This is a genomic window from Streptomyces sp. NPDC004788 (assembly GCF_053601115.1).
This window is the reverse complement of sequence record NZ_JBSGBF010000001.1, coordinates 166,413-185,335: the sequence shown is the minus strand read 5'-3', so window position 1 is coordinate 185,335 and position 18,923 is coordinate 166,413. Positions and strand designations below refer to the sequence as shown.

At 70.8% G+C, this 18,923-nt stretch carries 15 protein-coding genes and 1 pseudogene; 10 read left to right on the top strand and 6 right to left on the bottom strand.

The genetic code is table 11. From position 1 onward, the window contains the following. The first annotated feature begins 29 nt into the window (after positions 1-29). From ACWEJX_RS00945 to ACWEJX_RS00930, 4 genes are read left to right on the top strand one after another with little or no spacing between them, the layout of a single operon-like run. Positions 30-1,010, top strand: a complete 981-nt coding sequence (locus tag ACWEJX_RS00945) for an NAD-dependent epimerase/dehydratase family protein (RefSeq protein WP_451605416.1) — start codon at positions 30-32, stop codon at positions 1,008-1,010. Between the two features lie 53 nt (positions 1,011-1,063). Beyond that, a complete protein-coding gene (locus ACWEJX_RS00940; protein WP_451605415.1) occupies positions 1,064-1,828 on the top strand; it encodes a 3-deoxy-manno-octulosonate cytidylyltransferase in 765 nt (254 codons plus the stop codon). 60 nt (positions 1,829-1,888) lie between these two features. After that, a complete protein-coding gene (locus ACWEJX_RS00935; RefSeq protein ID WP_451605414.1) occupies positions 1,889-2,467 on the top strand; it encodes a class I SAM-dependent methyltransferase in 579 nt (192 codons plus the stop codon). Between the two features lie 26 nt (positions 2,468-2,493). Further along, positions 2,494-3,246 carry a class I SAM-dependent methyltransferase gene (locus tag ACWEJX_RS00930; protein ID WP_451605413.1) on the top strand — a complete coding sequence of 251 codons (753 nt, stop codon included), beginning with the start codon at positions 2,494-2,496 and terminating at the stop codon, positions 3,244-3,246. Here ACWEJX_RS00930 and ACWEJX_RS00925 read toward each other — a convergent pair. Next, a complete protein-coding gene (locus ACWEJX_RS00925) occupies positions 3,197-4,309 on the bottom strand; it encodes a tyrosine-type recombinase/integrase (protein WP_451605457.1) in 1,113 nt (370 codons plus the stop codon). The genes ACWEJX_RS00930 and ACWEJX_RS00925 overlap by 50 nt on opposite strands. A 630-nt stretch (positions 4,310-4,939) precedes the next feature. Between ACWEJX_RS00925 and ACWEJX_RS00920 the strand changes: the two are divergent. From ACWEJX_RS00920 to ACWEJX_RS00905, 4 genes and pseudogenes are all read left to right on the top strand, one after another. Next, positions 4,940-5,173: pseudogene (locus ACWEJX_RS00920) on the top strand (alpha/beta hydrolase fold domain-containing protein); the annotation flags it as partial. 425 nt (positions 5,174-5,598) lie between these two features. Further along, positions 5,599-6,882 carry a hypothetical protein gene (locus tag ACWEJX_RS00915; RefSeq protein WP_451605412.1) on the top strand — a complete coding sequence of 428 codons (1,284 nt, stop codon included), beginning with the start codon at positions 5,599-5,601 and terminating at the stop codon, positions 6,880-6,882. 82 nt (positions 6,883-6,964) lie between these two features. Next, entirely contained in the window at positions 6,965-7,318 is a 354-nt protein-coding gene (locus ACWEJX_RS00910; RefSeq protein ID WP_451605411.1) for a VOC family protein, read from the top strand. Positions 7,319-7,885: 567 nt separating this feature from the next. Then, the gene (locus ACWEJX_RS00905; protein ID WP_451605410.1) at positions 7,886-9,061 is read left to right on the top strand and encodes a glutathione-independent formaldehyde dehydrogenase; all 1,176 of its coding nucleotides are present in this window, start codon (positions 7,886-7,888) and stop codon (positions 9,059-9,061) included. A gap of 122 nt (positions 9,062-9,183) precedes the next feature. On the opposite strand, the gene ACWEJX_RS00900 is transcribed toward ACWEJX_RS00905, so the two are convergent. Continuing rightward, positions 9,184-10,041, bottom strand: a complete 858-nt coding sequence (locus ACWEJX_RS00900; RefSeq protein WP_451605409.1) for an RNA polymerase sigma factor SigF — start codon at positions 10,039-10,041, stop codon at positions 9,184-9,186. Positions 10,042-10,210: 169 nt separating this feature from the next. Between ACWEJX_RS00900 and ACWEJX_RS00895 the strand changes: the two genes are divergently transcribed. Continuing rightward, positions 10,211-10,639: an ATP-binding protein gene (locus tag ACWEJX_RS00895; protein ID WP_451605408.1), complete on the top strand. Its 429-nt coding sequence runs from the start codon at positions 10,211-10,213 to the stop codon at positions 10,637-10,639. A 51-nt stretch (positions 10,640-10,690) separates the two neighbouring features. Here the strand turns inward: ACWEJX_RS00895 and ACWEJX_RS00890 are convergent, their stop codons facing one another. Beyond that, a complete protein-coding gene (locus ACWEJX_RS00890) occupies positions 10,691-11,137 on the bottom strand; it encodes an ATP-binding protein (protein WP_451605407.1) in 447 nt (148 codons plus the stop codon). Between the two features lie 376 nt (positions 11,138-11,513). Here ACWEJX_RS00890 and ACWEJX_RS00885 point away from each other — a divergent pair, with 376 nt between their 5' ends. Next, a complete protein-coding gene (locus ACWEJX_RS00885) occupies positions 11,514-12,026 on the top strand; it encodes a MarR family winged helix-turn-helix transcriptional regulator (RefSeq protein WP_451605406.1) in 513 nt (170 codons plus the stop codon). 45 nt (positions 12,027-12,071) lie between these two features. On the opposite strand, the gene ACWEJX_RS00880 is transcribed toward ACWEJX_RS00885, so the two are convergent. The 3 genes from ACWEJX_RS00880 to ACWEJX_RS00870 form a co-directional block, all read right to left on the bottom strand. Continuing rightward, the gene (locus tag ACWEJX_RS00880) at positions 12,072-12,458 is read right to left on the bottom strand and encodes an STAS domain-containing protein (RefSeq protein ID WP_451605405.1); all 387 of its coding nucleotides are present in this window, start codon (positions 12,456-12,458) and stop codon (positions 12,072-12,074) included. A 55-nt stretch (positions 12,459-12,513) separates the two neighbouring features. Then, positions 12,514-14,958 (bottom strand): SpoIIE family protein phosphatase, encoded by a 2,445-nt coding sequence (locus ACWEJX_RS00875; protein ID WP_451605404.1) that lies wholly within the window; start codon positions 14,956-14,958, stop codon positions 12,514-12,516. 115 nt (positions 14,959-15,073) lie between these two features. Next, complete coding sequence (locus ACWEJX_RS00870) at positions 15,074-18,829, bottom strand: HAMP domain-containing protein (protein WP_451605403.1); 3,756 nt, start codon at positions 18,827-18,829, stop codon at positions 15,074-15,076. Positions 18,830-18,923 lie beyond the last annotated feature (94 nt).

Sequence of the window (18,923 nt, the reverse complement as noted above, 5' to 3'; positions counted from 1 at the left end):
AGATTCCCGTGCCGCAGCATCCATCCCACTTGACCACCGCTGCCCCCCGCAGGGCGGTCGTGACGGGCGCCGCCGGCTTCATCGGCTCCCACCTCGCGCACGCCCTCGTCCAGGCCGGCGCCATTGTCGTCGGCGTCGACCGACGCGACCCGGCCACCGACCCGGTGGCCGCTGCCAACCTCGCCGTCCTGCAGGGGCTCCCGGGGTACATGCACGTCACCGCCGATCTCCTCAGCTGCGCGATCGAGCCACTTCTCGTGGACGCGAACGCCGTCTTCCACCTGGCGGGCATCCCCGGGGTGCGCCCGTCGTGGGGCCCGAAGTTCACCGATTACGTGGCCTCCAACGTCCTCGCCACCCACCGCGTCATGGACGCCGTCTCCCGGATGGGCGTTCCCCGGCTCGTAGTGGCCTCCTCCTCCAGCGTCTACGGCCCCACCGACGGCGGTGCGAGCGTCGAGACCGATCGGCCCCAGCCGGCATCCCCTTATGCGGTCACGAAGCTCGCCGAGGAGCAGCTCTGCCTCGCGCACTCCACCCAGGCCCACTGCCCCACCAGCGTCGTCGCCTTGCGGTACTTCACCGTCTACGGTCCTCGACAGCGCCCCGACATGTTCACGCACCGCGCCCTCACAGCCGCCTTGGCCGGTCGACCGCTGCGGCTGTACGGGGACGGGCACCAGCGCCGGGACTTCACGTACATCGACGACGCGGTCTCCGCCACCATCGCCGCGGCCACCATCCCGACGGCCAGCGGGGTGATCAACGTCGGGGGCGGTTCGAGCGCCTCCCTGCTCGAAGTGATCAACATCGCGAACAGCCTCGCCGGGCGCGAGATCCAGATTCACCAGGAGCACTTGCGCAGCGGCGATGTACTCACCACTCGCGCCAACCCCGGCCGCGCCCACGAGGTCCTCGGCTGGCGGCCCCAGATCGACCTCCACACCGGCATGCGAGCCCACATGCAGGCGCTGGCCGCCGGTTCCGCCGCTTACGGCCACGCGGCATAACGGGCTGCCCGCACTTCACACCCACGCTCGCCACTCACCGACAGGAGCACCCCGTGGCTGCCACCGCTTCACCACACACCCCCGCACGCCGACTCATAGCGGTCATCCCCTGCCGCTGGGGCGCCTCCCGGTTTCCCGGAAAGCCCCTGGCTCAGCTCGGGGACAAGCCGCTCTTCTGGCACGTCCACCAACGTTGCATGGAGGCCAAGCGCCTTGACGGCGTGGTGGTCGCCACCGATGACGAGCGCATCGAGGAGGCGTGCCGCCAACTGGGCATCGAGTGCATGCGCACGGGAGACCACCCCACCGGGACCGACCGCGTCGCGGAGTGCGCGCAGCGCCTGCACGCCGACGCATACATCAACGTGCAGGGCGACGAACCTTTCATCTCCCCCGCCGCGATCGATGCGGTCTCCGAAGCCCTGGAGCGCCTGGCGCCGGGCACACTCGCGGTGAACGCGTACACGGAGTTGAAGGACGCTGGCGCGGTCCTGGACCACAACGTCGTGGAGGTCGTCGTCGATGCAGATCGCAACGCCCTGATGTTCTCCCGCCAGCCCATCCCCTATCCGCGGGGCGACCGCCCGAGATACCTGCGGCAGCTCGGGCTCTACGGCCTCACTGGAACGGCCCTCGGGCTGTTCCGACAACTCCCGCACGGGCCGCTGGAGCGAACCGAGGGCGTGGAAATGCTGCGCTTCGTCGAACACGGGCACCGCGTACAGATGCTCTCCGTCGTGGACGACGGGCTCGCGGTCGACACGCCAGAGGATCTTGCCAGGGCCAGCCGGTTCCTCCGTTCTCGGCAGCTTCCATGACTGACCCGGCTCCCGTCGCGGCAGTTATTGCACTGTGCCGCCCACACGCCAAGGAGTCCTATGACCGAGATGACCTCCACCGCCGCCTACTGGGAGCCATTGTGGGCCCAGGGCCGGCGGTACCGACAACTCGACGACGCCGAGACACGGCTACTGGACAGGCACCTCGGACCCGGTCGCGGACGCGCCGCCCTCGACGTCGGGAGCGGCGACGGGGCCCTGGCCCGCCACCTCCATGGTCTCGGCTACCGCACCACGGGCATCGACTGCTCGCCCAGCGCCGTCGCCCTCGCCGCTTCCCGAAGCTCGGGGCCCGGGCTCGGGCCGGTGTGGCAGTGTCTGGACATCACCACCGGCGACCTCACGGCCCTGCCGAATCCGGCGTACGCGGTCATCACCTGCCGCCTGGTGTACCGGTGGATGGACGACAAACCGGCGTTCCTCGACCGCATCCGGCGACTCCTCGCACCCGGCGGAACCTTCTGGGTGGTCACCGAGATCGCCGGCCGCCGCCAGCACAGTCACCGCCCCCAGGACCTGGGCATCACGCACTCGGAAGCCGAGACGCTCTCGGCCGGGTGGTCCCGCGTCCATACGGCCGATCTCGATGTCCTCCGCTGCTACGCCCTCCGTCCCTGACCGCCTCAACCTGCTGGAGACGCTGAATGACGAACGCCGAGCAGCACAACAAAGAAGTCTGGACGACCTACGGCGCACACCAGCTGGCTCGCGATGTCGAGCTGCCGGAACTGGACAGGTGGGCATGGGACATCCCCGGCGCCGGGCCCGGAGTCGAGGTATTCGGCGGCCTGAAAGGGTTACGCGCGCTCGACCTCGGCAGCGGCCTCGGTCGGCACGCAGCCTTCCTGGCTTCCCTGGGCGCCAAGGTCACCGCCCTCGAAGCCGCACCCACCCAGCACCAGCGCGCCCTCGCCCGGTACCCCGCCACGCCGGGCCTCCGACTGATGTGCGCGGATGCCGTCGCCCACCTGCAACGCGCCGACCCCTATGACCTGATCTACTCCATCGGCGGCGTCCCCTTCATGGAACCGGACCGACTCCTGCCCGCACTGTCCAATGCCCTCCGGCCCGGAGGCCGCCTGCTGTTCAGCGCGCTGCACACCAACTCGGCCGGCGCCGGCCCCTCGTCCACCGTCGCCCCGCGCCCGGAGATCCTGCGACTGCCCGGCACCACCGAGGACCACACCGTCCACATGTGGGTCCTCGAACCCCAGCTATGGGAGGACCTCCTCGTCGCACACGGGCTCACCGTGGAGACGGTCTCGACCATCGACTCCCGCAAGGCCGGACAGCCGCTGTCGTACCGGCTGTACACGGCCCGCCGACCCGTCCGGGAAGGGGAACCCCTCAGGCCGCTTCCCAAAGGCCGGCGTCCAGGATCCGGGCAGCCTTGGTGATGCTGCCCGGCATCAGGTGCCGGTAGGTGCGGTACGTCTCCTCGATGGACTTGTGGCCCATCCACTCCGCGACGTCGGTGATGGGTATGCCGCCGCCGAGAGCGTTCGAGGCGAAGTAGTGCCGGAAGCCGTACATCCCGACCCCCTCCTCCGGTGGGAGGTCCGCGAAGAGCTGCTTCACTCGCCGCCGCTCCATGCCTTCGGTGAAATAGCCGCCCGGGCCGCGCAGCAGGTAGCCGTCCTTCGTGGTGCCGTACTTTTCCGCATAGCGCTCGATCGCCTCCCGCACCGACCGCGGCAGAGGCACCTCTCGGAACTCCCCCACCTTGCGGTGCTTCAGCTTCGCCGGCTTGAGCGTGTTGGAATGGATCTGCTCGCGCACCCGGTAGACGTCCTGCGCCACCACGTTGTTGACGTTCACCGCCCGCGCCTCGCCATTACGCAGGCCGCATCCCGCCATCATGACGATCTCCAGCGCCAGGTCCTCGTCGGCGACAAGCAGCGCCTTCTTCACGTAGGCAAGCGACGGGATGGCCACCTGCTCACGCACGTATTCCGGTTCCTGAACCCCCTTCACCGGGTCATCCGCCATGGCCCCCTTGGCATACGCGTCTCGAAGAATCGTCTTCAGGGCCCGGAATATGTTTACCTGATTTCCCCGGCCGACTCCGTCGCTCTCCATCTCGTCCAGGAACCGCTCGACCACCATCGGCGTGACCGAGTTCAGCTTCCGCGATCCCAGGCGCGGGACGATGTGGACGTTGATCGAGCTGTCGACGTGCCAGCCGGTGGAGTAGTCCGTCATCCGGCGCTGCCGCGGCCGCCACTGCTTCGCGTACTCCTCGACCGTCAGCTGCCCCAGCTCGCGGCGGGCCGCCGCCACAGACGGCGCCGTGGTCTTCTTCTCCGCGTACAGTTGCGTGAGGCGCTCGATCGCGTCGTCCTGCGTGTCGTATCCGGACTCCTCGCGCTGCTTGCCGAGCGCGTCGCGGAAACGGATCGAGTACGGGTGAGGGCAGCGGGTGGGCCTCGCGCAGCCGCAGTCCTTGAAGAAGGACCCCATGCCGCGGGCGAGCTGTCGGGCCATGTCGCGAACCATCCGATCCAGCCCAAGAATCATGCTCAGGCGCCGTACTGCAGGTCGAAGGTCAGCAAGCGGGACACCACGCGGACGCATGCTGACTGTTTGCTGACCCGAGGGGGGCACATGATGCCCCTGACCTGCGGCAACGCCAAATAGTCAGATCTTGGACTTGAACATGGTGCGCAGCATGTTGGACTCCTGGAAGACGGCTCCCTGCCTGCTTTGTGCAGGTCAAGGGCGTCCTCGACCTTACACCGACACCCCCGTCCGATGTTTGTGAGGAACATCGCTCCGGTCGAGCTGGACGGCTTCCCACCTGGGGTTTCGCGCCGCACCGGCGCCTGCTGGGACGACCGCCCCGGAACGCGCGGCGACTCATGCTGACGGGATGCCGGCTTGCCTAACGGTGCGTCACAGGCGCCGTGGCCGTTGCCGCCGACGACCGCGGACAGGCCGTCGTCGCCGAGGTGGCGTTGTCGTCGCCCGAGTCGGCCGGGTCGATCGTCACGACCATGGGGAGTTCCCCGCAGCCGTTCGCGCAGGGGTGCGCCGACCTCGAACAGGAGTTGGGCTCGCTGAAGACCTGGAGGTCGAGCCGGTGGTCCGGCGCTCATCGGCCTGCCCCCGGCCCTGATCATCACTGCAGAGGCCGACGTCCTGCGCGACGAGGGCGAGGCATACGCCGCCCACCTCCGCACCGCAGGCGTAGCCGTGACTGCCGTCCGCGTCCAGGGCGTCGTCCACGACTTCGTGATGCTCGATGCTCTGCGCCCCACCCGCGGGGCCCAGACCGCCATCACCCCGGCCACCGACGCCCTCCGCACCGCGCTCCACCCGGCCTGACCCGCTGCGAGAAGCACAGTCCGCGCTCCCAGACGCGGAACGATGTGGACGTCGATCGAGCTGTCGGCATGCTCGCCCTGGGGGTGAGCCGTCACCCTGCGCTGCCGCGGCCGCCACTGCTTCGCGTACTCCTCGACCGTCAGGCGTCAAACGTGCGTAGACGCGTGGCGAACACCCGTCAGAGGGATCACTCCTGACGCCTCCACGCACAGTCAGGGAAGCGGCAGGCCAGCGGCCCGCTCCCACGGGCTTGAGGATCACGGCGCGCTCGACACGAAACGTCGCGACCTGCGTTCGGTCAGGGTTTCACTCGGCACACCGACCCAAATGAGGAGTTTATCCGTTTATAGCCCCTATCGTGCAGGGGTCAATTGCCGTGAGGGGGGCGAACAACGCGCCCTCACACGGCGTGGATTGGGGTGTCGATGAGCGGAATCAGCCGCAGGGACGCGGCGCGTCTGGGGCTCGGGATCGGACTGGGCGCGGCCGCCGCGACCCTCGCCGGATGCGGGAGCGGCGAGAAGACCGGCCGGCCGGCCGCCGGCCCCGGGCGCCACCCGGACCGGCCGGGGGCCCCCGGAAAGAAATCCACCGTGCGGTTGATCGGCGACGGATCGACCTCGTACACGGGTAAGCAGCCGGGGCAGCCGGGCACGCCCGAGCGACTCGAACCCGGTCAGCAGCCACCGCAGTTCGTGATCTTCTCCTGGGACGGCGCGGGCGAGGTCGGCAACGGCCTCTTCCCCCGCTTCCTCGACCTCGCCCGCCAGCACGGCGCCCACATGACGTTCTTCCTGTCGGGCGTGTATCTGCTGCCCGAGTCGAAGAAACGCCTGTACCGCCCGCCGAACAACCCCGTCGGCGCCTCCGACATCGGCTACCTCACCGATGACCACCTGAAGCAGACCCTGAAGTACGTGCATCAGGCATGGCTCGACGGGCACGAGATCGGCACCCACTTCAACGGGCACTTCTGCGGCGGCAGCGGCTCGGTCGCCAACTGGACTCCGGAGCAGTGGCGCAGCGAAATCGAGCAGGCCCGCGCGTTCGTCAAGTCCTGGCGCACCAACACCGGCTGGCACGACCACCCGTCGCTGCCCTTCGACTACGACACCGAGCTGATCGGCGGTCGCACCCCGTGCCTGCTCGGCCAGGACAGCCTCCTGCCCGTCGCCCGGGAACTGGGCTGGCGTTACGACGCGTCCTCGCCCGGCGGTCTGCAGCGCTGGCCCGAGAAGAAACTGGGCGTCTGGGACCTGCCGCTGCAGGGCATCCCGTTCCCCGGCCACCGTTTCGAGGTCCTGTCGATGGACTACAACATCCTCGCCAACCAGTCCCAGAACTCCACGCGCGCGCCCTCCTACAACTACCCGGCCTGGCGCGAACAGGCCACGCAGTCCTACCTGGCCGGTTTCCAGCGGGCCTACGAGACCAATCGGGCTCCCTTCTTCGTGGGCAACCACTTCGAGGAGTGGAACGGCGGCATCTACATGGACGCCGTCGAAACCGCCCTGAAGCAGATGGCCGACAAGAAGGACGTACGGCTCACGTCCTTCCGTCAGTTCGTCGATTGGCTCGACGCCCAGGACCCGGCCATCCTCGCCAAACTGCAGGGACTTGAGGTCGGCGAGCGGCCGCCCGGCGGCTGGTCCAGGTACCTGCGTCCCGCCAAGCCCGAGCCGGTCACCGCCGGACGACCGGCCACCTGAAAGCCCGCGGTTCGCCGACAGCACCAGCGACGGATTCACCCCCCGGCCTGGCGGCCGGCCGGCCCTGTCTATGCTCACGCCCATGGCACTTGAATGGGAACAGATCATCGTCGACTCCTCCGACCCCATCGCCCTCGGGCGCTGGTGGGCCGAGGCTCTCGGCTGGGTCGTGGTCGACGAATCCGAGGAGATCATCGAGATCCGGCCCGAGCCGGACCGGATGCCCGGCCTGCTCTTCGTGCCTGTCCCCGAGGGCAAGACGTCGAAGAACCGGCTCCACCCCGACTTCCGCCCCGACGACCAGGAGGCCGAGGTCGCCCGGCTGCTCTCCCTCGGTGCCCGGCGCGCCGACACCGTGCAGGAGGAGCAGCACTGGGTGACCCTCCTCGACCCGGAGGGCAACGAATTCTGTGTCCTGGGGGACCGGAAGAGCTGAGCGGGCCGGGCAGCCGTTCGGGCGGAGGTGCCGGACGGTTTCGCCCGCCCGCAGCTGGCCCAGCCGCTGCTCACCGGCCCGGCCGGCCGCGTGGCTGGGGAAGAAGCCGCCGGTGCGGACGGTGGGACCGGATCACGCGCGGGCCGTGAGCCCGACGAAGAGGGCCGCAACCGTGGCGGCTCCCACGACAGCGGCACCCGCTTCAGGTGCGTACAGAGCCAGGACGGTGACCAGCACACCGACCAGCGTGCCGCAGGACGACCACGGTGACGAGCGGGTCACCTCAGTCGGAGGTGTGTCGTCGATCGGCGGTCGTCCGCGTCCGGAGCCGCCGGCCGGTCGGTGCGTGGTTGTTTCGCCTCGGGGCCTGCGGGTAGCCGCACGACACGCCGCCGGAGCGCCGAAGCTCCCTTTTGGCGGGCTGACGGCGAAACCGCCGTTCCCCGCACCAAGGTGAACGGCTCCAGAGGCATGCCGGAGCCACGTACCTCGTTGCAGCACGTGCGAAAGTCGGGTTCTTTACGCCTTCCACACCACCGCAGTGCCGCGACGTTTAGGGAAGTCATCATGAAGGCAGCGGTATACGAAGGACCGCGAACGGTCACAGTGAAGGACGTACCGGACGCGAAGATCGAACACCCGTGCGACATCATCGTCAAGATCACCGCCACCAACATCTGCGGTTCGGACCTGCACATGTACGAGGGCCGCACCTCGTTCGAGTCCGGCCGCGCGATGGGGCACGAGAACATGGGCCAGGTGGTGGAGGTCGGCTCGGCCGTCCGCAAGGTCCAGGTCGGCGAGTACGTGGTCCTGCCCTTCAACATCGCCTGCGGTTTCTGCAAGCAGTGCGAGCAGGGTCTGACCAACTACTGCCTGACCATGCAGCCGGACCCCGCCCTCGCGGGAGCCGCCTACGGCTTCGCCGACATGGGCCCCTACCAGGGCGGCCAGGCGGAGCTGCTGCGCGTGCCCTACGGCGACTTCAACGCGCTGCGTCTGGGCGAGGACGCCGCCGAGCGGCAGACCGACTACGTGATGCTGGCCGACATCTTCCCCACCGGCTATCACGCCACCGAGATGGCGCACGTCAAGCCGGGCGACCAGACCATCGTCTTCGGGGCCGGTCCCGTCGGGCTGATGGCTGCCTACTCCGCTCTCCTCAAGGGCGCCGGCCGCGTCTGGGTGGCCGACCACCAGCCCGACCGGCTGCTCAAGGCCGAGGAGATCGGGGCCATCCCGATCAACACCGCCGAGCAGAACCCGGCGGAGGTCGTCAAGGAGGCCACCCTTGGTCTGGGCGCCGACAACGGCTGCGAATGCGTCGGCTACCAGGCCCACGACCCCCAGGGACACGAGGACGCCAGCCTCACCCTCAACGGCCTGATCGACTCGGTCAGGTTCACGGGCGACATCGGCGTGGTGGGCGTGTTCCTGCCGCAGGACCCCGGCGGCGCGGAGGCCCAGGGCAAGCTGGAGGCCCAGGGCAAGGTGCCGATCGACTTCGGCATGATGTGGTTCAAGGGCCAGTGCATGGGCACGGGGCAGGCGCCGGTGAAGAAGTACAACCGGGCGCTGCGGGATCTGATCGCCGGCGGGAAGGCGAAGCCGAGCTTCGTCGTCTCCCACGAGCTCAGCCTGGACGAGGCCCCCACCGCCTACGAGCACTTCGACGCCCGTGACGAGGGCTGGACCAAGGTGGTCCTGCATCCGAACGGACACGGGAACGGCCACAAGCGGTAGGAGGCCCGGGGCCGCCGTAACCCCTGGCTCCCCTGGCCCGGTCCGGGGGACGGGTGGCGATCTGCCCGTCCCCCGGAGACGCGCCACAGTGCGGATGGGTCGCCGGGACCTCCGGGGTGTCCTCAGCCGGCGCTGGTGCCCAGTAGGCCCTCGCGCAGGCGCTGCACGGTGCGTGCGAGCAGCCGCGAGACGTGCATCTGCGAGCAGCCCAGCCGTTCACCGATCTGAGCCTGCGTCAGTTCCTCGACGAACCGCAGATGGATGATCCGGCGGTCGCGCTCGTCGAGGTCGGCGATGAGCGGGGCCAGCGAGTGGAAGTCCTCCACCAGCGCCATGGCGGGGTCCTCGCTGCCGATGAAGTCGGCCAGCGAGGCGTCGCCGTCCTCGTCCTCGCTGCTGAGGGCGGCGTCCAGGGACGAGGAGTTGTAGCCGTTGGAGGCCAGCCGCGCCTCGGTGACCTCGTCCTCGGTGAGGCTCATCAGGTCGGCCAGCTCCTTGACCGTCGGCGCCCGGCCGAGGCGGGTGCTGAGTTCCTCGGTCGCCTTGGCCAGCTCCACCCGCGCCTCCTGGAGCCGGCGGGGTACGTGCACCGCCCAGGAGGTGTCCCGGAAGAACCGCTTGATCTCGCCGACGATGTAGGGGACGGCGAAGGTGGTGAACTCGACCTCCCGCGACAGCTCGAACCGGTCGATCGCCTTGATCAGGCCGATCATGCCGACCTGGACGATGTCCTCCATCTCGTCGGCGCGGTGGCGGAACCGCCCGGCGGCGTAGCGGACCAGACTCATGTTCATCTCGATGAGCGTGTTGCGGACGTACTGGTACTCGTGCGTCCCCTCCTCCAGCGTCGCGAGCTCCTGGAAGAAGACCTTCGACAGGGCCCTCGCGTCCTTGGGCGCGACCGCCATCGTGTCCGGGATCTGCGGCAGCGTCCCCACTGCGGACTCGACTCCCGTGGTCGACATCGTGGTGACCGTCACACCTTTCCCCTTTCACGTGTGTTCCTCATCGGGATGCGTGCCCCTGAGGCTGCTCGCCTACCCGGAGTCCTCACGTCCACACCCGCCGACTCCTCTCGTGTTCTCGGTCGGTTCCCTTCTCCTGGTGTATGGGCAGACGGAACCTCAACTGGTCGTCCGAAGGAGAGTCATGACACGGGATCCCTCGATGAGGGCCGTCGGCTGGGCGCGGTCGCTGCCGATAGGCAGCAGCGTGAAGACGGCCCGAGACTGGACGCGTGAGCACCTGGCGGCGCTCGGCTGGGACCGTATCGCCCCCGGCGTGGCGGACTCCGTCGTGCTGACGGTCTCCGAACTCGTCACCAACGCCCACGTGCACGCCCACAGCGACGCGCAGCTGATCCTCACCTGGGACGAGGAGTGCCTGCACGTCACCGTGCACGACGCCTCGCCGCTGGCTCCCGAGCAGCGCAGCCCGGACGACGGCGCGTTGGGCGGACGCGGACTGCTCCTGGTCGACGCGCTCGCCGACGACGTGCGGACCCGCCCCTGTCCGCGGGGCAAGGACGTGACGGCCTGTTTCCGCTTGGCCGCCCCCGGCCGTCCCGGGGGTCGGTGAGATGCCGGTGGGTCAGCGCACTCGCAGGTCCCGTGGGTCGGCCGCGTCGGCTTACTGCGGCAGGAGGGAGAGGCGGGCGCGGACCCGCTTCCCCTCCGGGGCGGGCTCCACGGTCAGGCTGTCGCAGATGGCGACGACGATCTCGACTCCGTGCTGACCGATGCGGCGGGGGTCGTGTCCGCGGGGCACGGGGGCGGCGGCCTCCTGGTCGAAGACCGAGATCTCCAGGACGTCGCGGCCCAGTTCGAGGAGGAGCCGGCAGGGGCCGGCCGTGTGCCGGATCGCGTTGGTGACCAGTTCGCTGACCACCAGCTGCGCGAGCTCGACGCGCTCCTCACCGACCGGTCCGGGCAGCACGGTCGGGGCGGCCGCGAGGAACTCGGCCGTGAAGGCGCGGGCGGAGGCTATCGCGCCGCCGCGGGAGGCGTCGTCGTAGACGGCACCGGCGGACAGCAGGGGCTCCGGGACCGCGCGCTCCGCGGTGATCGCGTCCGTCATGACGCTGGTACTCCCCTCGTCCTGGGTCGGCGGCTGGGCTCCTCGTACCCGCCTTTCCCCTGTTCATGGTTCCCACACCGCCCGCAACGCGGATCACACCTGCCGACAGCGCGTCAAGGGGACCCCTGAACCGGTCGACGCGAACCGTGCCGGGCCGGTGAGCGGTCGCCGTGGGCCCGACATCTCGGAAAAGATATGGTTGGCGGGTGCGCAAGACGCGGCCGGCGGGGCCCACGTCCAAGGGCGCGTGCGGCATCCCGGCAGGTGTCCGGACGGGCTCCACGTGGCGCAGGGTCGTGCATCCGTCGTCGACGAGCAGCAGGTGGCAGAGGTCGCGGCGTGCAGGTCGCGAGGCTGGTACGGAGGGTCGGCAGGCATGAACGGCAACCCCGCACCGCCGTCACGGGAACGGCAGCGGACGGCCGCGTCCGCCCGGGAGCTCGTCGAACTGCTGGAAGTGCTGTGGGAGCGCGGCCGGGACATGGTGTCGTCGACACCCGTATCGGCGAGCCAGTTGCGCGTGCTGTACAGCCTGGACCGCGAGGAGGGCATCAGCCTGCGTGCCTTGGGCGAGCTGCTCGGCTCCGCCCCGCCTTCGGTGAGCCGCATGTGCGACCGGCTGGAGGCGCTGGGCTTCGTGCGGCGGCTGCCCAGCCCCGTGAGCCGTCGGCAGCTGGAGCTGTATCTGACCGTGCACGGCAAGGCGTACCTGCGGGACCTCAGGGTCCAGCGCGAGGAGGCCCTGCTCGAGGTCATCGCGGACATGTCGCCGACGAGCCGCAAGGCGCTGCTGCGGGGCCTCACCGGGTTCCACGAGGCCGTGGGAGGGAGCGGACCGGGCGCCTCGTCACCCGCCCGCACGCCGCTGAAGGGCGTCGGTTCGGCCTGATCCTCGCGCGACCGCCGACTCCCGCCTGGCGCACGACGCATGTCCTCATGGCCGTACCTGGTCGTCGACGGCGTCGGCGGCCGCGGCCAGCGCGTCCGCCAAGCCGTCGTGCGGCGGGATGGTCGTCGTCACCCCGGTGATCTCCAGGATGCGGAGCACGGCCGGGGTCGGCGCGGCGAGATACAGGTCGCCGCCGGTCTCCCGCGCCCGGTTGACCGCCCTGATCAGGACGTTCAGCCCCGAGGAGTCCATGAAACCGAGGGCGGACAGGTCCAGCACGAGACGGTGCCGGCCCTGGCCGAGCTGTTCCGTCAGCAGGTCGTGCAGCCGGCCGGCCGTCTCCATGTCCAGCTCACCCGCCACGGTCAGCACCGCCGTGCGGTCGTCGCGGATCTCGACGTCGACATCCAGGTTCGGTTCTCGCTCGGACATAGGGCCTGCTTTCCAATGGGGTGGGATGGGCCGGTCTTGGGGCGGACGGACGGAGTCAGGACACCTTGACACCGACCACGCACGTGTCGTCGTCGGTGTCCGACTTGCTGCGCGCAAGCAGCTGGTCCAGCAGGCGTTCGAGGCTGTCGGACGGCTGCCGGGCGACGGTGAGCAGGTGGGCGACGGAATCCTGGACGGCGGTGTCCCGGCGCTCGACGAGCCCGTCGGTGTACATCAGCACCGTGTCGCCGGGTTCGAGCCGCAGCTCCGTCTCCTCGTACTCGGCCTCCGCGAGGGCTCCCAGCAGCAGCCCGCGCAGGAGCGGCAGGTCGAACGCCTCGTCCCCGCGGACCAGCACCGGCGGGAGGTGTCCCGCGCGGGCCCAGCGCAGCGTCCGGCTTGCGGGGTCGTAGATGCCGCACACGGCGGTTGCCGTCACCTGGGCGGTGAGGTGGTGGGCGACGCCGTTGAGCCAGGACAGCAGTTGCCCCGGGCCGGCGCCCGTGACGGCGAGGCCGCGGAGGGCGTTGCGCAGCACCACCATGCCGGTGGCGGCCTCCACTCCGTGGCCGGCGACGTCTCCGACGCACAGGAGCACCTTCTTGGACGGCAGCACGACCGCGTCGTACCAGTCGCCGCCGACCAGGGACTCCGACTCGGCGGGACGATAGCGCACGGCGACGTCGAGTCCCGGCGCGTCGAGCGGCGGCATGGCCGGCGGCATGATGGCGTGCTGGAGCTGGAGGGTGAGCCGGTTGCGTTCCTCGGCCGCCTCCTCCGTCGCCGCCAGCCGGTCGCGGGTGGCCGTGAGCGCGACCTCGGTCCAGTGCTGCGCCGAGATGTCCTGGTAGGCGCCCCGGACGGCCTGGATACCGCCGTCGGTGCCCAGGGCGGGTTCGGCGGTCACCCGGATGTGCCGCGTGACGCCGTCGCGGCGGAGCATGCGGAAGGCGGTGGAGCCCACCCGCCGCCGGCCCAGCACCTGCTGGAGGAAGCGGCGGATGGTGTCGGCGTCGTCGGGGTGGGCGTGGGCGGCGAGGTCGCGCAGGGCGACCGGCGGCTCCGTCTTGCTACGGCCGAAGAGCTCGTACAGCTGGCCGTGCCAGGTGATGTCGCCGGTGACGACGTCCTCCTCGAAGGCGCCGACCCGGCCGAGGCGCTGGGCGTGCTGGAGGAGGCTGGCGAGGCGTGCCGACTCGTCCTCGACGCGCCAGATGAGCAGGACGCAGGCCCCGTAACGGCTGATGCTGATGTCGGCGAGCGAGGCGAGGGGCACCTCGTCCACCAGGGCGGTGAGCCGGACCCGGCGGGCCCGGAACGGCTCCCCCGTGGCGTAGACCCGCTCGATCCGTTCGAAGAGTTCGCTGCCGCCCGCCGCCGCCGGGTACGCCTCCAGGAGCAGGGCGCCGTCGACGGAGCCGCGGGGCCGTCCGGCCGGATCCTGGAAGTGCGCGTTGGCGTGCCGGATGCGGAAGTCGACGAGCTTCCCCGCCTCGTCCATGTGGGGGGTGAGGACGAGGGCGGGGTCGTAGAGCCCGTCCGAGAGTTCGGCCAGCGCCGGCGCCCCGTCCCCGCCGGGAACGGGGAAGCCGCCGGGGACGGGGAAGCCCCCGGGGGACGCCTCGGGCAACGCCTCAAGGGTGTGGGCGCAGAGCTCGGCGAGGGCCTCGATCTGGCGCTCCACGGCCTGCGGCAGGGGGTCGAGTGGACGGGCCCAGCAGATCTCCAGGACGCCGTGGATGCGGCCGCCGGTCCCGGCGGGGACGACGACCCGGCCGCCGTCGGGGTGGTGCGCGCGGCCGATCGAGGGGATGCCCGCGGCCGCCAGCGAGGCGTACCGGACGGTGCGGCGCTCGATGAGCGCCTGGCGGGCGGCGGTCGTCACCCCCGGCGGCACGTAGTGCCAGCGGGCCGCCTCGTCGGGGCCGAAGCCGGCGTGGCCGCGCAGGCTCAACGCGGTGTCGGGGCCGGTGGTCCAGATCGCCACGGCGACGGCGCCCAGGGGTTCGAGGGCGTGCCGGAGCAGCGATTCGGCGACGGCCTGGGTGTCGCCGGCGCTGAGCGCCGCGCTCTCCGCCGTGCGCAGCCGCACGGCGACCGAGGCGGCGGGGGCGGTGGCGGCGGGCTCGCCGACGGCCGTCCTCACGAACTCGTCCGCCGCCTCGGCCATCCGGTCCCGGGCCGCCTGGTTGATGATGTCCGCGGCCAGCTCCAGCCGGGAGAGTCCGGCGCGTTCGGCGAGCTCCGCGAGCTGGCGGGCCGCCTGGGCGGGGCCGCAGCCCAGGCGCTCGACGATGACCCCCTTGGCGAGTTCGATCAGGGCGCGGCCCTCGGCCGCCGCGTGCGCGGCGCGCACCTCGCCGCGCAGCCGTTCCACCGTGGCGGCCAGTCGGCCGTCGGCGGGGTACGGGGCGGCGGTTCCGGGGGCCGGGGGCGCGGCCGCGGCTGCCTCGGCGGGGCCGGCGGACGGGTCTCCGCCCACGAAGCGGGGGCCGCTCACCTCGGCGACTCCTCGGTCGGGGCGGCCCCGGGACCGCCGTGCGGACGGGGCCGGGTTGCGCCGGTCCGGCGCTCCGGGGCCGGGCGGGGAGCGCGGGGCGGTCCCGCGGGGCCGGTCACGAGGCCGCCCCGCCGTCGAGCCAGCGGCTGACGCAGGCGATGAGTTCGTCGGCGTCGACGGGCTTGGTGACATAGTCGCTCGCCCCGGACGCGAGGCTCTTCTCCCGGTCGCCGGGCATGGCCTTCGCGGTGACGGCGATCACGGGCAGGTCCGCGTACTGCGGCAGCTCCCTGATCCGCGCGGTCGCCGTGTAGCCGTCCATCTCCGGCATCATCACGTCCATCAGGACGAGGGACACGGCCGGGTTCGCCAGGAGCGTCTCGACCCCCTTCCGCCCGTTCTCGGCGCGCAGCACGGTGATGCCGTGCAGTTCCAGGATGCCGCTGAGGGCGTACAGGTTGCGGGCGTCGTCGTCGACGACGAGGACGGTCGTGCCGTGCAGCGTGGTGTCGATGGCCTGGGGTGCGGGCGCCCAGTGGTCGCCGCGTACCAGGGGCACGACGTCGCCGGGCTGCTCCGCGGACAGGTGGAGGGTGATCCGCTCGCGCAGCTCGTCGAGGCTGGAGAGGAGTTCCAGGGGGCGGCGGCGGGCGAGGTCCTGGAGGGCGCGCTCCTCGTCGGCGGGGAGCCGGCGGTTGTTGTGGGCGAGGACGGGGACGGTGCGCAGCGCCTCGTCACCGTCCATGGCGTCCAGGAAGCGCAGGGCGTCGCCGTCCGCCATGTCGACGTCGAGCACGACGCAGTGGAACGGCTGGGTGGCGAGCGCGGAGGCGGCCTCCTGGGGGCCGACGGCCGCGATCAGTTCGATGTCCGCCCGGCCCGTGTGTCCGCCGTCGGCCGCGAGTTGAGTGACCGCGTTCTCGGTGACGACGGCGAGGAGCCCGCGCGGGCGCTCCTCGATCACGAGGAGGCGCCGGGTCGGCCGGGAGGCAGGGGCGCCGGGCAGCGCGATCGCGTCACCCCGGGCCGGGGCCGGGACGGTGGGCACCGCCGCCGGGTCTGCCGAGGAGGAGGAGGAGGGGTCGGGCTGCTCGGTGAAGTCGGGGCGGGTGACGGGGAGGTAGAGGGTGAAGGTGCTGCCCTCGCCGGGCACGCTCGTGACGGTGAGTGCGCCGCCGAGCAGATACGCGATCTCACAGCTGATGGAGAGGCCGAGGCCGGTGCCGCCGTACTTGCGGTTGGTCGTCCCGTCCGCCTGCTGGAAGGCGCCGAAGATGGCCTCCAGGTTCTCGGGGGCGATGCCGATCCCGGTGTCGGTGACGCGGAAGGCGACGACGGGGCCGCCGCGGTGCACGGACACGGGCAGCTCGCCGTCCGAGGCCGGTTCGATGCGCAGTTCGACGCTGCCGTGCTCGGTGAACTTGACGGCGTTCGACAGCAGGTTGCGCAGCACCTGCCGGAGCCGCGTGTCGTCGGTGACGAGGTCGACGGGGACGCCGGCGGCCGTGGAGACCGCGAAGGCGAGGCTCTTCTGCGAGGTGAGGGGGCGGAACGTGGCCTCGACGTAGTCGAGGAGCCTGCGCATGGGCACGCGCTCCGGGTTGAGGTCCATCTTCCCGGCCTCCACCTTGGAGAGGTCGAGGATGTCGTTGATCAGCTGGAGCAGGTCGGATCCGGCCGAGTGGATGATGCCGGCGTACTCGACCTGCTTGGCGGTGAGGTTGCGGGTCGGGTTCTGGGCCAGCAGCTGGGCCAGGATCAGCAGGCTGTTGAGCGGGGTGCGCAGTTCGTGGCTCATGTTGGCCAGGAACTCCGACTTGTACGTGGAGGCCATGGCGAGCTGCTGGGCGCGGTCCTCCAGCTCCTGCCGGGCCTGCTCGATCTGAAGGTTCTTGGCCTCGATGTCGCGGTTCTGTGTGGCGAGCAGGGCCGCCTTCTCCTCCAACTCGGCGTTGGAGCGCTGGAGTTCCTCCTGCCGCGCCTGGAGCTCCTCGGTGCGCGAGCGGAGTTCGCCGGCCAGGCGCTGGGACTCGTCCAGGAGTTCGTCGGTGCGGGCGTTGGCGACGATGGTGCTCAGGTTGACGCCGACGGTCTCCATGAGCTGTTCCAGGAAGTCCCGGTGCACGGAGGTGAACGGGCTGAAGGACATCAGCTCGATGACGCCCAGCACCTGCTCCTCGACGACGACCGGCAGCACCACGAGGCTGCCCCGGGACGTGCTGCCGAGACCCGAGGAGATCGTGACGTAGTCGGCGGGGACGTTCTCGGCGACGATGGTGCGGCGGCTGCGGGCGGCCTGTCCGACGAGCGACTCGCCCAGTCGGAAGCGGACCCGGTCCCGGTCGCCGGCGGGGCGTCCGTAGGATCCGACGAGGCCCAGCTCGACGCCGTCGGCGCCCTCCTCGGCGAGGTAGAACGCGCCGTACTGGGCGGCCACGAGCGGGGTCAGCTCGTCCATGACGAGTTCGGCGACGACGGCCAGGTCACGGTGACCCTGCATCAGCGCGGACATCCGGGCCAGACTGGACTTGAGCCAGTCCTGCTCCTGGTTGGCCCGCGTCGTCTCGCGCAGCGAGCCGACCATGGCGTTGATGTTGTCCTTGAGCTCGGCCACCTCGCCCGACGCCTCGACGGTGATCGAGCGGGTGAGGTCGCCCTCGGCGACGGCGCTCGCGACCTCGGCGATGGCGCGAACCTGGCGGGTGAGGTTGCCCGCCAGCTCGTTGACGTTCTCGGTCAGCCGCTTCCAGGTGCCGGAAACCCCCTCGACCTCGGCCTGGCCGCCGAGCCGGCCCTCGCTGCCGACCTCGCGGGCCACCCGGGTCACCTCGGCCGCGAACGAGGAGAGCTGGTCGACCATGGTGTTGATGGTCGTCTTCAGCTCCAGGATCTCGCCCTGCGCGTCCACGTCGATCTTCTTCGACAGGTCGCCGTTGGCGACGGCGGTGGTGACCTGGGCGATGTTCCGGACCTGTCCGGTCAGGTTGTTCGCCATGGAGTTGACGTTGTCGGTGAGGTCCTTCCAGGTGCCGGCCACGTTCGGCACCCTGGCCTGGCCGCCGAGCCGGCCCTCGGTGCCGACCTCGCGGGCGACCCGGGTCACCTCGTCGGCGAAGGCCGACAGCTGGTCGACCATGGTGTTGATCGTCGTCTTCAGCTCCAGGATCTCGCCCCGGGCGTCCACGTCGACCTTCTTCGACAGGTCGCCGCCCGCGACGGCGGAGGCGACGTGGGCGATCGCCCGCACCTGGGCGGTGAGGTTCCCCGCCATCGAATTGACGGAGTCGGTCAGGTCGCGCCAGGTGCCGGAGACGCCCTTCACGTCGGCCTGTCCGCCGAGGATGCCCTCGGTGCCCACGTCACGGGCCATGCGCGTGACCTCGTCGGCGAAGGCCGACAACTGGTCGACCATCGTGTTGATGGTGTTCTTCAGCTCCAGGATCTCGCCGCGCGCGTCCACGTCGATCTTCTGGGAGAGGTCGCCCTTGGCGACGGCCGTCGCCACATGGGCGATGTCACGGACCTGGGTGGTGAGGTTGCCGGCCATCGCGTTCACGGAGTCGGTGAGGTCGGCCCAGGTCCCGGAGACACCGGGCACGGCGGCCTGTCCGCCGAGCGTCCCTTCCGTCCCGACCTCGCGCGCCACCCGCGTCACCTCGGAGGTGAACAGGGAAAGCTGATCGACCATGCCGTTGAACACCCGGGAGATCTCGCCCATCAGCCCGTCCACCTCGTCCGGCAGACGGGTGCCGAAGTCGCCGTCCCGCACGGCCGTGAGCCCGGCCAGCAGTTGACGGAGTTCGGGCTCGACCACCGCGGCCGGTCCGAGCTGCTCCCGGCCGGAGGATTCCCTGGTCGTCGTCTCAGACATGCACCGTCCTCGTTCCCCACCAAGCTTGCGCGGCACGGGCCGCGCGGCCCGTGCCGCGCGCCGGACGTCCGCTCCCCCGGGACGGCTCCGGCTG